We start from the raw sequence: 15,059 nt of genomic DNA, 5'->3' as shown, positions 1-15,059 counted from the left end.
CCGCGCGGAGTCAGGAGGCGTCCGCATGACCGCTCAGGACGCGGAGACAACGCGGCTCGACCAGGCCGTACGGGCGGTCGACGCCCCCGACGTCGTCTTCGCCGTCTCGACGCACGGCCGCCGCACCGTCCGCTGCGGCGGTACCGCGCCGCCCCCGCCCGTGCCGCGCGACCGCCTGCGGTACGAGATCGGCTCGGCCACCAAGACCTTCACCGGCCTGCTGCTCGCCGACCTGATCCACCGCGGCACAGTGCGCGGCACCGACCCCGCCGCCTCTCTCCTCGACCCGGCCCGCCCGCCCGGCCGCCGCCCCGCCACGCTCACGCACCTGATCACCCACACCTCCGGATTGCCCCCGCTGCCCGCCGACTTCTACCCCCAGGCGCTGCCCCGCTGGTACACCAACCCCTACGCCCACTACCCGCCCGAGCGGGTCGTGCGCGCCTTCCTCCGCGCCCGTCCGCGCCACCGGCCCGGCACCCGCTGGCGCTACTCCAACTTCGGGGTCGCCGTCCTCGGGCACACCCTGGCGGCGGCCACCGCCACCCCCTGGGAGCGGCTCCTCACCCACCGCGTACTGCACCCCCTCGGGCTGCACGGCACCGCACTGCGCCCCGCCGGGCCCGACCGCGACGCCACCGGTCACCGGGCGGACGGCACCACCCCCACCCCACCGCTGCGCATCGGCGGCTTCCAGGCGGCCGGCGCGGTCCGGGCAACCGTGCACGACCTGCTCACCTTCCTGGAGGCGCATCTGGCCCCGGAGGGCTCACCGCTGGCCGCCGCGCTGCGGGAGGTGCGCCGCCCGGTCCTGCGCCGCGGCCTCGGCCACCGGCACACGCACACCCTGACGTGGTTCCGGCACCCGGCGCAGGACGGAACGATGTACTTCCACACCGGCGCCACCAGCGGCCAGTTGGCCTTCCTCGGGTTCCGCCCCGACACGGGCACCGCCCTCGTGGCCCTCGCCACCCGCCGCTACCGCCGCGACGACGCGCTCATCCCCACCGCTTACGCGCTGCTCAGCTCATCGGAGGACCACCCATGCTGACGACCGATTACGTCCCCGGCACCCCGAACTGGATCGACCTCGGCGCCCCCGACATCGACGCCGCCGTCGCCTTCTACTCCGGCGTCTTCGGCTGGACGTTCCAGTCGGCCGGTCCCGACGCCGGCGGCTACGGCTTCTTCCAGCGTGACGGCGGCACCGTGGCCGCCATCGGCCCGCTGACCGAGGAGGGCGCGAGCCCCGCCTGGACGCCGTACTTCCACACCCGCGACGCCGACGCGACCACCAAGGCGGTGGAACAGGCCGGAGGTTCGGTACGCGTCCCGCCGATGGACGTCTTCACCGCCGGGCGGATGGCCGCCTTCACCGATCCGGCCGGCGCCGACTTCGCCGTGTGGCAGCCCGGCACCACCAAGGGCCTGGACACCGTCATGGAACCGGCCACACTGTGCTGGACGGAGCTGTACACCACCGACGCGGCGGCCGCCAAGGAGTTCTACCGCACCGTCTTCTCCTGGACGTTCGAGGACATGGACATGGGCGGCGGCATGATCTACTCCGTCGTCTCCTCGCCCGGCGGCGGCAAGGGCGACGACACCGGGCAGGGCGGCATCATGGAACTGCCCCAGGAGAACCGCGCGGCCGGCTCCGACTCCGAGTGGCACCCGTACTTCGGCACGAACGACTGCGACGCCACCTTCAACGCCGCCGTCGAAGGCGGCGCCACGACCCTGGTCCCGCCGACCGACGCACCGGGCGTCGGCCGGCTCGCGATGCTGAAGGACCCGGCGGGCGCCACCTTCGCCCTCATCGAGGGCGACCCGTCCCTCACGTGACGACGCGTGGCCCAGCTCCTGCGGAAGACTGGCCCTGGCCGCCCCGCTGCGCCCTCACCAGCACCTGGCCGGCGTCCGAGCGGTAGTAGAGCACCGACCGCCCGGCACGCCGGCGCCGCACCAGCCCGGCGTCCAGCAGCACCCGCAGATGGCGGCCCACCGACCCCAGGCCCTGCCCGGTCAGCGCCACCAGCTGCGTCGTGCTCTTCGGCGTGGCCAGCAGAACCAGCACACCTGCCCGCGCCGGACCCAGCAGGGCGGCCAGCGCCTCGGGCGTGGCCGTCCGGCCGCCGTCCGCCAGCGCGCCCGCGCACGGGTACACCACGGCGTACCGGTGTGGGGCGTCCCAGGAGACCCAGGACTGACGGGGCGTGACGGGCACGAACATCAGCCGTGCCCCGGAGATCTCACGCGGCGGGTAGTCGTACGTGTTGATCTGGAGGCGGTTGCCGCCCAGCCACCGCATACCGGGACGCATGTCGTCCAGGGCGCCCGCCCAGCCGTCCTGGCCCAGCCGCGCCGTCCGCGCCACGACATCGGCCTCGATGATCCGGCGCCGTCGCGGCCAGTGCGGCAGGACCGTGCGTGTCCACACCCACTCCAGCAGCTCCGCCGTCCGCTGCGGCAGGTCGTCGCGGTGCAGCCGGGCCGGCAGCGGCCCGCCCAGCGACACGGTCAGATCCTCGCGGGCGGCGCCGGGTGGCCACGTACGGACGCGCTCCACCTCCTCCTCGAAGACGTCCTCGCCCTCGCCGCCGGGCGTGGGCGTCAGGAAGTCCGCGTTCCAGGTGCGCCCGAGAGCCGCCCGTACGAGCAGCGCGGTGACCGGGTCGCCCGCCAGCCGCTCCCGGTAGGCGGGCACGTGGGCGTCGAGCCAGGCGCGCTCACCGGGGTGGGCGGCCATGCCCCGCTCCAGGACCTTCAGACAGGCGATGGTCTCCGCCAGCGGTGAGACCACGAACCGGCTCCCGGCGAGCGTGTCCGCGTTGACCTGCCACCAGCCCATGCCGTACCCCCCGCCGCGTCACGACGTTTCGCGTCCGCGCGAAACAGTAACGCCCCTGCCCTGCGCCCTTTGAGACTCCGGTCATGCGCACCTACAGCGACCTGTTCCGTACACCGGAGTTCACCCCGCTCTTCCTGCTGTCCACCGGGCAGGTGGCCGCCCAGACCGTGAGCGGGCTCGCCCTGAGCACCCTGGTCCACCGGGCGACCGGCTCCGCCCTGCTGTCCGCCCTCGCCATGTTCGGCCCCGCGCTCGCCCAGGTCGTCGGCGCGACGACGCTGCTGTCGGCGGCCGACCGGCTCCCGCCGCGCGCCGCGACGGCCGCACTGGCGCTCCTCTTCGGGGCGGGCACCGCCTTACAGGCGGTCCCCGGCCTGCCCGTGTGGGCCGTCTTCGCCGTGCTGCTGTTCCTCGGCGTGCCGGCGGCGGTGGGCGGCGGGGTGCGCTACGGGCTGCTCAACGAGATCGTCGCCAAGGACGGGTACCTGCTCGGGCGGTCGCTGCTCAACATGTCCGTGGGCGTCACGCAGATCTGCGGATTCGCCCTGGGCGGTGTGCTGATCAGCCTGCTCTCGCCGCGCGGCGCGCTGCTCGCCGGGGCCGCGCTGTACGCAGCCGCCGCGGCCACCGCCCGGTTCGGGCTGACCCGCCGTCCGCCCCGCGCCAGCGGGCGGGCCTCCGTCGCCACGACCTGGCGCGGCAACGCCCGCCTCTGGTCCGCCGGGCCCCGCCGGTACGTCTACCTCGCCCTGTGGGTGCCCAACGGGCTGATCGTCGGCTGCGAGTCCCTCTTCGTCCCGTACGCCCCCGAGGCCGCAGGACCGCTCTTCGCCTTCGCGGCGCTCGGCATGCTCGGCGGCGACATCCTGGCCGGGCGGTTCCTGCCACGGCGGTGGCGGCCGCGCCTCGCCGTCCCGCTGCTGTGGCTGCTCGCCGCGCCGTACCTGCTCTTCGCGCTGCGGCCCGCGCTGCCGGCGGCGCTGGCGGCCGTCACGCTCGCCTCGCTCGGCTACTCGGCGAGCCTGCTGCTCCAGGAGCGCCTCATGGCCCTGACACCGGACGAGCTGAGCGGGCACGCCCTGGGGCTGCACAGCTCCGGCATGCTCACCATGCAGGGCGTGGGGGCCGCCCTCGCCGGGGCCGTCGCGGAGTTCACCTCGCCGTCGACGGCGATCGCCGTCATGGCCGCCGTCTCCCTGCTCGTCACCTCGGTCCTGGCGCCCGGCCTGCGGCCCGGCGGCCGGCACGCCCCCTGCCCGGAAGTCCGCCGCCCCCAGGCCCGCCGCCCGTGAGCCGGCCGTCCGTCAACCGGCCGTCCGCGAGGCCGCCGGTGGGTGCGCCGGTGGGTGCGCCGGTAGGCGCGTGGACGGATCGCGCGGGGGCCAATGCCGCGCCCGCGCACCTCAGTTGATTGTATGAGTAGTTTTTGTCGTGCTTTCGGACGGCGGCGGCCAGGACATCCACAGGGAGGAAGTGAGGACACCGCTGGAGGAGGCCGCATGGTGGAGGTCGAGCGACTGCTCGCCGATTGCCTTCAGGACGCGCGAGCCGGCTCCCTGGGCGCCCTGCCCATGGTCGCGGAGGGCTCCGCGTACGAGGCCGCCCGCCACACCTTTCTCGCCGCGGGACTGCGTGCGCTGCGGGACGACCTGCCGGAGACCGGCTGGGTACAGCTCAACCTGGCGCCGTGGCAGGGGGCCTGGCCCGCCCTCTACCGCCGGCTCACCGAGGCCGCCCACGAACTCACCGGCTCCGGACTGGCGCGTGACTTCTTCTTCATGCACAAACCGCCCGGCCTGCGCGTCCGGTTCCACGCGGCCCGGCCGGCCGACGCCGGCACCCTGCGCGACGAACTCGTCCGCCGGTTCGACCAGGGGGACGGCGCGTGGACCCGCCCCACGGTGGGCGTGTACGAGCCGGAGACCTACCTCTTCGGCGGACCGCGCTCCATGCCCCTGGTGCACGCCCTGTTCACCGCCGACTCGCTGGCGTGGCTGGACCACCACACCGCCCAGGACCGGGGCACCCTCCCCGCGGACTGGCGGGTCTCCCTCACCCTGCTGCGCGCGCTCCTGGACGGGCTGGGCATCGTGGGCTGGGAGCACCGGGGCGTCTGGCAGGTCGTACGGGAGGACACCGGGCGCCGTCTCGTCGAGGGGCTGCGGGGCCCGTCCAGGCAGCGGGCGGCCACCGGTATCCGCGCGTACTGGGACCTGTCGTGCGAGGAGCAGCTCGACGCCTTGCCGGAGGCGTGGCGCGGCCGGCTGCGGGCGCACCAGGACGCCGTTCACCGGGCCGCGACGCGCTGGCGCACCGGCTACTTCGAGGCGGGCGACGCCGTGGTCGGCCCGCGCCGGGCCGCCGCCCACTACGCGATCTTCCACTGGAACCGCGCCCGGTTCTCCCTGGCCCGGCAGAGCCTGCTGACCGAGGCGCTGGCGGAGGCGCCGGGGGAGGCGCCGGGGGAGGCCCGGGGGGAGGCGTCGGGGGAGAGCCGGGGCGAGGCGGCGGGCCTCGCCCGGGCGGAGGACCGGGCGGAGGACCGGGGCGAGGCGGCGGGCCCGGCCCGGGCGGAGGACCGGGCGGGGGACCGGGCCGGGGCTCGGGCCGACGAGGGGGCGTGCTGACGTGGCGGACGACGTGACCCCCTGCGTGACCGTGCTGCTGCGCGTCGCCGGTATGCCGTGCGACGCCTGGACCGGCGCGGCCGACCCCGCCCTGTTCGACCGGATCGCGGGCCATGCCGGGACGGCGGACGGGCACGCCGCCCGCGCGCGGGCGCTGGCCGAGCGGCTCGGCGAGCGCGTCGTGCCCCACCCCCTGCTGGCCGACACCGACCGCGGAGCCGTACTGGCGCTGCGCAGGCGCCTGCACGCCGGAACGGCGCCGGGGACGGCGGACCTCGCGCTCCTGGACCGGCTGCCCGCCGTCCCCGCGGACCTGGCGGACGACGCCCGGGCACTGTGCCGCGCGGCCGACCGCGCCGCCACCGAAGAGGCCGCGCTGCGGCGCGCGGTCGCGGCCGGACACGAGCGGGCGGCCGCACGCGGCTGGGCGCTGGCCCGCACCAGCCCGGTCCTGCGCGACCTCCTCGACGGTGCCGCCCCCGGGCTCGTCGCGGACGTCGAACAGCGCCTGGCCGGCGGCGAGTCCTGGAGCGGCAGGCGGCTGCGCAAGCGGGCGGCGTACATCTGGCGCGTCGTGGGCCGGGCGGCGGCGAAGACCACGCCCAGGGGATGGGCCGGTCAGCTGGCCCTCGCTCCGCTCCGTACGGACGCGCCCGGCGCGCTGCTGATCACCCCCGGCACCGCGCTCGGCGCCCTCGCGGCCGCCGGCACGGAGAACGTCCACCTCATCCGCACCCGGCCCCCCGGACCTCCCGACCTGCGCACCGCCGACGCCGCCACCCTGCTGGCGACCGCGCCCCTGCACGTCACCGAGCCGGTGCGGGAAGAGCCCGGGGACGCGGCCGGGAAGATCCGCTGCTACGTGGTCGACCCGCGCGCACCCGGCAGGCTCCGCCAGATCGTCCTGCGCCGCACCCGCCCCCTGGAGACCGTCCTCGGCCTGCTCGCCGACGGGCCGTGCCCGCTGGGGCGCCTGGAGAAGACGCTGCTCGGGATGGCGGCGGGCACGGGCGGGACGAAGGCGCCCGACCCCGCCGTCCTGCGCGGCTTCCTCCAGCACCTGCTCACCCTGGGCGTCCTCCAGGTGTGCACGGCACCCAGGCTGCGCCGCAGCACCTGGACGCCGCCCGAGGGCGTCACGGCGCACGGCACCCTGCCGAGCCCGCTGAGCCCGGCGGACGGCGACCCCGGCGGCTGGTTCCTCGACACGTACCGCACCCTGACCGGCGCGGTGTCCACGGCGGCGGCCGATCGCGTACAGCGGGGCCTGCGCGTCGCGGCCAGGATCGCCGCCCTGCGCGACGCCGACGCCGACGACCGCCCCCTGATCCCCGCACAGCTCCCGCCCGAACTCGCCGCCATCACGGCAGAGCCGCGCCCCGTCAGCGAGATCCTCGCCGACCTGCTCCCCGCCGCGGACGGCCGGCCGCGCGCCACCGCCACGCCCCGGCGGTACGGGGGCTGGCCCGAGCCCTCCACTCCCGGTTCCGGCTACGCGCGGCTGCTGGAATGGCTCGCCGCCCGCGCCCGCTCCGGGGACGAACAGGTCGACGTCAACGACGCCCTGCTGGACGCCCTCGGCGCCCCACCGGCTGATGAGGCCCTGCCCGCCTGGCCGTTGGACTGCCTGCTGCGCCCGCTTCCCGGCCCGGGCGGGCCGGTGGCCGTGCTGGAGACCGCGTCGGCCGCGGGCGTGCTCGACGCCCGGTTCGCCGACGGCCTGCGGGCGCTCTACGGGGCCGGCGGCCACGGCAGCGGCCCTGGTTACGGCTACGGTTACGGCTATGGCTATGGCAACGCCGACGCCCACCGCGCCTTCCTGGCGGCCGTCGAGCGGCGTACCGGCGTCCGGTTCGTCGAACTGCTGGTGCCGCCGCTCGCCGAGCGGGCCGCCAACGCCGTACGCCGCCCGGTGACCACCGGCTGGTGGACCGGGGACCCGGACCCCACGCCGTACTACGGGCCGTCGGGCGCGCAGGCGCGCTACCTCCCGCTGGACCGGATCACCGTGCGCCGCAGCGGTGGACGTATCGTCGCCGAGGCCGACGGCCGCCGCGTCATCCCCGTCCACCACGCCACGCGCGCCCCCGCCCCGCCCTACGACCTGCTCGTACGGGTCCTGCTCGCCGCCGGTCACCCCGCCGCCTCCTGCCTCGTACGCCTGGACGGCCTGGACGGCGCGCTGCCCGGCCACACCCGGCTGCCCCGGCTGACCGCCGGAGGGGAACTGGTCATCGCCCCCGCCACCTGGCGGCTCGACCGGGCGCGGCTCTGGCGGTCCGGCGACGACGCCCTGACCAAGGCCCGCACCCTCGCACTGCTGCGGCGCTCGGCAGGACTTCCCCGCCACGCCTTCATGCGCACCGCCGCCGGGGCGAAGCCGGTCCCCGCGGACCTCGACGCGCTGACGGCCGTCCAGGTCGTCGAACGGCTCTGCGCCCAGCAGCCCGGCACCGACCTGCTCGTCGAGGAGATGCTGCCCGCCCCCGGTGACCTCGTGCTGCGCGACCCTCTCCACCACGGCGCGGCCGTCGCCACCCAGTTGCTGCTGAGGCTTCCGTACGACACCGGCGCCTCCGGCGCCGGAGAACTCGCCGCGGCCGCCGCCGCCCTGCTGCGCGCCGCCCCCGCAGACGTCCCCGGCGATCCGCCCGCACCCGGCGGACGGACCACCGGGGCGACCATCGCCCACTAGCGCGAGAAAGGACACGGTTATGCCCGGAACCATGGAGCTCACCGACCTCGACACCCTCATCGACGATCTCGACGAGCGCATCACCGACAGCGAACTGCCCACGGCGGAGGTGCAAACCGGCCACTGCAGCGGTCTGTGCACCATCGTCGTCTGCGCGACCGTCGTCATCTGCGCCTAGCGGGGCCCTCCCCGCCCGGCCGCGCGCCCGCGGCCGGGCGGGCGCCCTCGGCGGGGCGGCGCCTGACCCGGGCGCACCCGCGCGGCGTCGCGCGTGCGCCCGTGGGCCGGCCCGCACCGCACAGGAGCCGTCCGGTACGTCCGGGCGGCTCCGCCCAACGGCACCGTCACCCGCACACGACCCGGACCAGGAGCCCGATGGACACCCGCCACGCCCCGACCGTCGACCTCGCCCTCCGGTTCCTGGACGAGTGGGCCGGCGCTCCCCGTCCCGGGCCGCACGCCTCCGACCCGGGCATCCCCGTCCTCGCCCACCTGGTGGCGGGAATCGCCGGCCCCGCCGCCCCCGCCACGGCGGCCCGCGCGGTCGCCCAGTGGGCCAGGACGGCCGGGCGCGGCCCCTCCCACCCGGGGCTGTACGACGGCGGCCTGGCCGGCACGCTCGCCGGGCTGCGGCTCGGCGCCCGGCTCCACCCGGGGCTGCACCGGGCGGCCGACCGGCTGCGCGACCACCTGGCCGGCGAGGCCACCGCCAAGACCTGGCGCACGGCGGACGTGGCGTTCCCCGACTACGACCTGATCGTCGGCCCAGCGGGCACGCTGCTCGCCCTCTGCGTCGACGCCACCCCCACCGACCGCCACCTCGCCCATCCGGTCCACCACTTGGCGGCTCTCTGCGACGGTGACGAACTGCCCCGCCTGCGTACCGGGCAGTACGCCCGCCACCCGCACCTGTCGTGGGTGCACGGCCGCGTCAACACCGGCATGGGGCACGGCGTGGCCGGCGTCGTCACCGCGCTCACCGCCGCGATCCGCCGCACCGGCCCCGCCCCCGGACCGGTGGCGTCCCTGCGCCGCGCCACGCGCTGGCTGGTCCGGCAGTCCTACGACGACGCCCGCTCCATCCGCACCTGGGCCGGCGCCGGGCTCGACGGCCCCGCGCCGGACGGTGCCCACCCGAACCCGCGCCAGGCGTGGTGTTACGGGACGCCGGGCGTCGCCTGGGCGCTGTGGGACGCCGCCGACGCCCTGGGGGACCGGGACGCCGCCGACTGGGCCGCGGCGGCGTTCACCACGCTCGCCGAGCGGTACGACGAGGAGTTCCACCTGTTCGGCGACGGACCGGGCGACCTCCTCGGGCTGTGCCACGGGGCGGCGGGCGTCCTCGCCGTGGCCGACGCCTTCGACCGCCACGCCCGCCTGCCGGCCGCCGCCGCCCTGAGCGCCCGCCTCACCGTCCACCTGCGGGAGCGGCTCCCCGCCGCCCTTGGTGCGGACTGGCCGCCCGGGCTGCTGACCGGAGCACCGGGCGCGCTGAGCGCCCTGCTCACCGCCCAGGGCGCGTCCCGGGCCTGGCTGCCCTGCCTCGGCCTGCGCTGACCATGCTCGTCAGCCCCCGCGTTCCGCGAGCTCGGCGACCAGGCGGGCCGCGTCGTGCCTGAACAGCGCCGAGCCGGCCGCGACCTGCCGCTCGCGGGCGTGGCCGGGGCGCGCCAGGGCGCCCGCTGCCGACAACAGTTCGCCGAGATCCTCCGCGTACCTGGTGAGACCCTCCGCCGCCATCTCGCGCACCCCCACGGCGCCGTGGCCGGGGATGGGCCGGTAGCCGACGACCGGCAGGGCGGCGGCGAGGGCCTGCACCGCGGTCTGGCCCGCCGCGTTGTCGATCAGGACCCGCGCCGACGCCATCAGCTCCGGCAGGTCGTCGACCCAGCCCAGAGCCAGGACACCGGGCAGCCGGGCGGCACGCCGGCGCAGCCCAACGTCCCGCCCGCACAGCAGCACCGGCAGGAAGCCGTGCCGGGCGAGCGCCCCGGCGGTCCGGAGCAACCCCGCCCCCACGCCCCACGCCCCACCGGACAGCACCACCACCGGACGCCCCCCCGCCCCCGCCCCCGCCCCCGCCACCGCCCCCCGCCAGGCCGACCCCGCGGCCCGGCCCGCGTCACCCGCCCGCGCGTGGTCCGCCTCCGCGTCCCCGGCCCGGCCCTGGTCCGGCCCCGCCTGACCCCAGCCCGCGTCATCTGGCCCCGCCTGGCCCCGAGCCGCGTGGTCCGGCCCCGCGCGATCCGGTCTGCCGAACTCCGGTGGGACCACGGGCCCCGTGGCCACCGCCGTGCGGCCCGTGCCTTCCCGGGCCGTGCGGGCGGCGGTCTGTGTGACGCAGAGGTACAGGTCGTTGCCCGGGTCGAGCCACGCGCGGTGCACGGCGAAGTCCGTGACGAAGACCGCGCAGGGCACCCGCAGCGCGCCCCGGGCGCGCATCCGGCCGGTGATCTGTGCCGCGAGGTGGAAGGTGGACACGATGACGTCCGGGCGCCACCGCTCCACCAGCGCGCCCAGCCGCCGTTCCGCCATCGCCGCCATCGGCGACACGTCCAGCCCGCGGCGGGGCCGGGGCCGGGGTGCCAGGAACAGGGCGTAGATCGCCTCGTACACGGCGGGCAGGCGTCGCACCACGAACCGGTAGAAGCCGCGCGTCGCCCGCCCGATGCTGGGAGGCAGCAGGGTCAGCACGTCCTGGACGAGCACCTCGTGGCCCGCGGCGCGCAGCCGCCGCGCCAGTTCGCGGGCCACCGCGTCATGGCCCGCGCCCATGCTCGCGCTGAGGACCAGGCATCGCCGCCCCATGTGGCGCCTCCGTTCCGTGCCGTTCCATCGTGGTCCGTCCTGCCCCGCCGCGCGGCCCGGAGGGCGGCCGAATCGGACTGTTCGGGTGGATTCGGGGGGTTCGGTGGGCGCGGTGGCGGCTGACGAGAGGCGAACCGGCGGGAAACCGGGACGCTGGAAGGGCACGGTCGACGACAGTCCGGAGGATGCGTCATGCCCCCTACGCCCCCTCGCGAGGCCGGCCCGGGAAAGGCACGGCGGCCGGACGCACGGCCGGACCCTCGCGCGGACACACGGCCGGACGCACGGCCGATTCACCGGCCGGTCGTCCTCATCACGGGCGCGTCGTCCGGGATCGGCGAGGCGCTCGCCGACCGGTTCGCCGCGGACGGCCGCTCCCGGCTGCTGCTGAGCGGGCGGGACGAGCGGCGGCTCGCCTCGGTGGCGCGGCGGACCGGCGGCGGCGCGCTGATGGCGGACCTGGGCGAGCGCGCGGGGGTGGAGCGGCTGGCCGCCGAGGCCCTGGAGCGAGAGGGCCGGGTCGACGCGCTCGTCGCGGCGGCGGGCATCGGCTGGGCGGGGCCGTTCACGGACATGCCGGCCGACGCCGTCGACCGGCTGATCTCGGTGAACCTCTCCGCCGTCGTGCACCTGGTGCGCCACGTACTGCCCGGGATGGTGCAGCGGGGAGTGGGGCACGTGGTGATGATCGGTTCCATGGCCGGGCGGGTCGGGGTCGCCAACGAGGCCGTCTACGCCGCCACCAAGGGCGGGCTGCTCGCCTTCGCCGACAGCCTGCGGTACGAACTCGCCGGTACGCGCGTGAGGGTGACGGTTGTCCTGCCCGGCGCGGTGGACACCCCGTTCTTCGGCCGGCGAGGCGTCCCGTACCACCGCGAACGCCCCAGGCCCGTGCCCGCCGATCGGGTGGCCGAGACCGTGTGGCGGGCCGTCGTACGGGGCCGCGACGAGGTGTTCGTACCGGCCTGGCTCGCCATGCCCGCCCGGCTGCACGGGGCTGTGCCGGGGTTCTTCCGTGCCATGGCCAAGCGGTTCGGCTGAGCCCCGTGCTGGCCCTGTCGATCTGTCTGGCGCTGCTCGCCGCCCTCGGCAACGCCACGGCGTCCGTACTGCAACGGCAGGGGGCGGCCGGCGCGGGCCCCGGCCGGTCCGCCGCGCGGGGGTCGTGGATGGCGGGCCTGGTGCACCGGCGGGTGTGGGTGTGGGGGGCCGCGCTGCTGGCGGTGTCGGGCATCCTCCAGGCGCTGGCGCTGGCCACGGGCCCGCTCGCCGTGGTGCAGCCGGTGATGAGTACGGAACTGATGTTCACCCTGGTGGTCGGCGGCATCGTGTTCCGGCGGCGGCCCGACACGCGCACCCGGTGGGCCTTCGCCGCCATGGCCGTGGGACTGGCCGCGTTCCTGGCGCTGGCCGACCCTTCGGGCGGCCGGGCCACGGTGCCCGTGGCCGACTGGGTGTGGACGGCCATCGGCGCGGGCGCGTTCGTGGCCGTGCTGGGCGTGGTGTCGCTGCGGCTGGCGCCGGCCCCGCGCGCCGCGGTGCTCGGCACGGCGACCGCGACCGGCTTCTCCTGCACCGCCGCGCTGATGAAGGACGCGCTGGGGCGGCTGCCGGACGGCATCGGCGCGGTGTTCACGACGTGGCAGCCGTACGCGGCGGTGAGCGTGGGGCTGGGAAGCTTCGTGCTGCTCCAGGTGACGCTGCGGGCGGGCACCCTGGTCGCCTCGCAGCCGGCGCTGACCCTCGGCGACGCGCTGCTCAGCGTGGTGCTGGGGGTGACGCTGTTCGCGGAACGGGTGCACCTGGGCTGGCGGATAGTGCCCGAGGCGCTGGCGCTGGCGGTGCTGGTCGCCGGATGCGTACAACTGGCCAAGTCCCCACTGGTCACCGACGAGTCGGAGAACCCGGAGGAGAGATGGTGACCCCCCGCCCCACCCCCCGCCCCACCCCCCGCCCCGGCCCCCGCCGCATCCCCCACCTCGGCCCCCACCCGGCCCTGCCCCTGTCCCTGGCCCTCGGCGCGGTCGCCGGCTGGCACATCGGCCCGGGCGTCACCTGGCTGCCGGGCGTACGCGGCGCCCTGTGGCCGGGTCTCGACGGACGCGGCGACCCCTCCCGCGTGGCGCTGACGTTCGACGACGGCCCGGACCCCGCCAGCACGCCGCACTTCCTGCGCGCCCTGGACGCGCTGTCCGTACGGGCGACCTTCTTCGTGCTCGGGTCCCGTCTGGAGCGGCACCGCGCCCTCGGGCGGCTGATCGCGGCGGAGGGCCATGAACTCGCCGTCCACGGCTGGCGCCACGACCGGCCCTGGTGCCCCCGGCCGCTGCGCGATGTGCGGGACCTGGCGCGCGCGGCGGACCTGGTGGCCGACGTGGCCGGGCGGCGGCCGCTGTGGTACCGGCCCGCGTACGGCATCCTCACCGGCGGGCGCTGGGCCGCCGCGCGCGCCGCCGGTCTGCGGACGGTGCTGTGGTCCGCGTGGGGGCGGGACTGGACGGCCACGGCGACGCCGGAAGGCGTACGGGAGGAGGTGACGCGGTCGCTGCGCGGCGGGGCGACCGTGCTGCTGCACGACTCGGACGTGGCGAGCGCGCCGGGGGCGTGGCGAGCGGCGCTGGGCGCACTGCCCGGGCTCGTGGCGGAGTGCCGGGCGCGCGGCCTTCAGGCGGGACCGCTCGCTGACCACGGAGTTCTCCGCCGCCATTGATCGAATAGCTCATACATTCGATTCGCTCGTACGCTGGAGGCATGGCAGCGCATCTGCAGGGCTCGCTCTTCGACCAGACGGACGAGATCCGCCTCGGACCACTGACCGGCGTCCGGCGGACCGTGCTCGGCGACGGGGCCTGGATCGATCTGCTCCCCGGCTGGCTGAGCGGGGCCGGCGCCCTCTTCGAGGAGCTGGTCGTTGGAGTGCCGTGGCGGGCGGAGCGGCGCCGCATGTACGACAACGAGGTCGCCGTGCCACGCCTGCTCGCCTACTACGGGGAGGGCGACCGGCTGCCGCACCCGGTGCTCGACGAGGCACGCGCCGCCCTGTCCGCCCACTACGCCGCCGAGCTGGGCGAGCCGTTCACCACGGCCGGGCTCTGCTACTACCGGGACGGCCGGGACAGCGTCGCCTGGCACGGGGACCGCATCGGGCGCGGCTCCAAGGAGGACACCATGGTCGCCATCCTCTCGGTCGGCGAACCGCGCGACCTGGCGCTGCGGCCGCGCGGCGGCGGCAGCGCGAGGCGGGTGCCGCTGGGGCACGGCGACCTCATCGTGATGGGCGGCTCGTGCCAGCGGACCTGGGAACACGCGATCCCCAAGACCGCCAAACCGGTGGGCCCCCGGATCAGCATCCAGTTCCGGCCGCACGGCGTGGGCTGAACCGAGCCGCCCGCCCCGGCGCCTCAGCGCACGCGGTGGACCACCTGGCTGCCCAGCTCGTAGCGCGCCCCGACGATGGCGAGCCGGCCCGCGTCCACCCGGGCGGCGAGCTCGGGTTCGCCGGCGAGCAGCGCACGCACGTGCCGCACGTTCGCCGTGATCGTCGCGTCGACGCGCGCGGGACCGGTCCGCTCACGGTCGATGGCGGGCCGGATCCGCTCGGCGAGGTAGCCGATGTGGGCCGGCAGCTCCTCGCCGGTCTCGTCCGCGCGCACCGCCGCCGACACGGCACCGCACGACTGGTGCCCCAGCACCATGACCAGCGGTATGCCGAGTTCGATGACGCCGAAGGCGATGCTGCCGAGCACCGCCTCGTCCAGCACCTCGCCTCCCGAGCGGACGGTCATCAGGTCCCCGATGCCCTGGTCGAAAATCAGCTCGGGCGCGACGCGGGAGTCGACGCAGCCCAGGATCAGGGCGAAGGGATGCTGTCCGGAGACGGCGGCCGTCCGGTCCGCCACGTCCTCGTGCGGATGGCTCTGGTGCCGGGAGCGCCAGCGCCGGTTGCCACGGGGTGGACCTGGCGGCCTCGCTGCTGGGTTCCGGGTCCGGGCCGCGCCCACAGGTCGTCAACACGTACAACGACGGGACGCTGCCCTTCCTGCCGGACGACGCGGTGATCGAGGCGCAGGCGGCGGTG

The 15,059-nt window shown here is 76.5% G+C and carries 13 protein-coding genes and 2 pseudogenes; 12 read left to right on the top strand and 3 right to left on the bottom strand.

The genetic code is table 11. The features are described from left to right. Positions 1–25 precede the first annotated feature (25 nt). On the top strand, positions 26–1,051 hold the full coding sequence (locus QWM81_RS26680) for a serine hydrolase domain-containing protein (protein ID WP_290114921.1): 1,026 nt from the start codon (positions 26–28) through the stop codon (positions 1,049–1,051). Further along, positions 1,045–1,845, top strand: a complete 801-nt coding sequence (locus tag QWM81_RS26675) for a VOC family protein (protein WP_290114920.1) — start codon at positions 1,045–1,047, stop codon at positions 1,843–1,845. Before QWM81_RS26680 ends, QWM81_RS26675 begins: the two co-directional genes overlap by 7 nt. Here QWM81_RS26675 and QWM81_RS26670 read toward each other — a convergent pair. After that, a complete protein-coding gene (locus QWM81_RS26670; RefSeq protein WP_290114919.1) occupies positions 1,838–2,851 on the bottom strand; it encodes an ArsR/SmtB family transcription factor in 1,014 nt (337 codons plus the stop codon). The genes QWM81_RS26675 and QWM81_RS26670 overlap by 8 nt on opposite strands. Positions 2,852–2,934: 83 nt before the next feature. Here QWM81_RS26670 and QWM81_RS26665 point away from each other — a divergent pair, with 83 nt between their 5' ends. From QWM81_RS26665 to QWM81_RS26645, 5 genes are all read left to right on the top strand, one after another. Then, positions 2,935–4,143 carry an MFS transporter gene (locus tag QWM81_RS26665; protein WP_290114918.1) on the top strand — a complete coding sequence of 403 codons (1,209 nt, stop codon included), beginning with the start codon at positions 2,935–2,937 and terminating at the stop codon, positions 4,141–4,143. A gap of 207 nt (positions 4,144–4,350) precedes the next feature. Next, positions 4,351–5,478, top strand: coding sequence for a thiopeptide-type bacteriocin biosynthesis protein (locus tag QWM81_RS26660; RefSeq protein ID WP_290114917.1), 1,128 nt, complete (start codon positions 4,351–4,353; stop codon positions 5,476–5,478). A gap of 1 nt (position 5,479) precedes the next feature. Continuing rightward, positions 5,480–8,173, top strand: coding sequence for a lantibiotic dehydratase (locus tag QWM81_RS26655; protein WP_290114916.1), 2,694 nt, complete (start codon positions 5,480–5,482; stop codon positions 8,171–8,173). 19 nt (positions 8,174–8,192) lie between these two features. After that, positions 8,193–8,351 (top strand): hypothetical protein, encoded by a 159-nt coding sequence (locus QWM81_RS26650; protein ID WP_290114915.1) that lies wholly within the window; start codon positions 8,193–8,195, stop codon positions 8,349–8,351. A 197-nt stretch (positions 8,352–8,548) separates the two neighbouring features. Then, a complete protein-coding gene (locus QWM81_RS26645) occupies positions 8,549–9,730 on the top strand; it encodes a lanthionine synthetase LanC family protein (RefSeq protein WP_290114914.1) in 1,182 nt (393 codons plus the stop codon). Positions 9,731–9,739: 9 nt separating this feature from the next. On the opposite strand, the gene QWM81_RS26640 is transcribed toward QWM81_RS26645, so the two are convergent. Further along, positions 9,740–10,981 carry an MGDG synthase family glycosyltransferase gene (locus tag QWM81_RS26640; RefSeq protein ID WP_290114913.1) on the bottom strand — a complete coding sequence of 414 codons (1,242 nt, stop codon included), beginning with the start codon at positions 10,979–10,981 and terminating at the stop codon, positions 9,740–9,742. Between the two features lie 192 nt (positions 10,982–11,173). Here QWM81_RS26640 and QWM81_RS26635 point away from each other — a divergent pair, with 192 nt between their 5' ends. The 4 genes from QWM81_RS26635 to QWM81_RS26620 are packed head-to-tail and all read left to right on the top strand — an operon-like array spanning position 11,174 to position 14,359. After that, positions 11,174–12,022, top strand: coding sequence for an SDR family NAD(P)-dependent oxidoreductase (locus QWM81_RS26635; RefSeq protein ID WP_290114912.1), 849 nt, complete (start codon positions 11,174–11,176; stop codon positions 12,020–12,022). 5 nt (positions 12,023–12,027) lie between these two features. Beyond that, positions 12,028–12,903: a DMT family transporter gene (locus QWM81_RS26630; protein WP_290114911.1), complete on the top strand. Its 876-nt coding sequence runs from the start codon at positions 12,028–12,030 to the stop codon at positions 12,901–12,903. Beyond that, complete coding sequence (locus QWM81_RS26625; RefSeq protein ID WP_290114910.1) at positions 12,897–13,691, top strand: polysaccharide deacetylase family protein; 795 nt, start codon at positions 12,897–12,899, stop codon at positions 13,689–13,691. The genes QWM81_RS26630 and QWM81_RS26625 overlap by 7 nt, the downstream gene beginning before the upstream one ends. 41 nt (positions 13,692–13,732) lie before the next feature. After that, positions 13,733–14,359, top strand: coding sequence for an alpha-ketoglutarate-dependent dioxygenase AlkB (locus QWM81_RS26620; protein ID WP_290114909.1), 627 nt, complete (start codon positions 13,733–13,735; stop codon positions 14,357–14,359). Between the two features lie 23 nt (positions 14,360–14,382). Here the strand turns inward: QWM81_RS26620 and QWM81_RS26615 are convergent. After that, positions 14,383–14,985 (bottom strand): annotated as a pseudogene (locus QWM81_RS26615) (carbonic anhydrase); the annotation flags it as partial. Here QWM81_RS26615 and QWM81_RS29225 point away from each other — a divergent pair. Beyond that, positions 14,934–15,059, top strand: a pseudogene (locus QWM81_RS29225) (family 4 glycosyl hydrolase); the annotation flags it as partial. The pseudogenes QWM81_RS26615 and QWM81_RS29225 sit on opposite strands and share 52 nt — an antisense overlap.

The organism is Streptomyces ficellus, from assembly GCF_030406405.1.
GTDB classification, from domain to species: domain Bacteria; phylum Actinomycetota; class Actinomycetes; order Streptomycetales; family Streptomycetaceae; genus Streptomyces; species Streptomyces ficellus_B.
The sequence above is the reverse complement of the archived record's forward strand: the minus strand, read 5'-3'. Positions and strand labels throughout refer to the sequence as shown.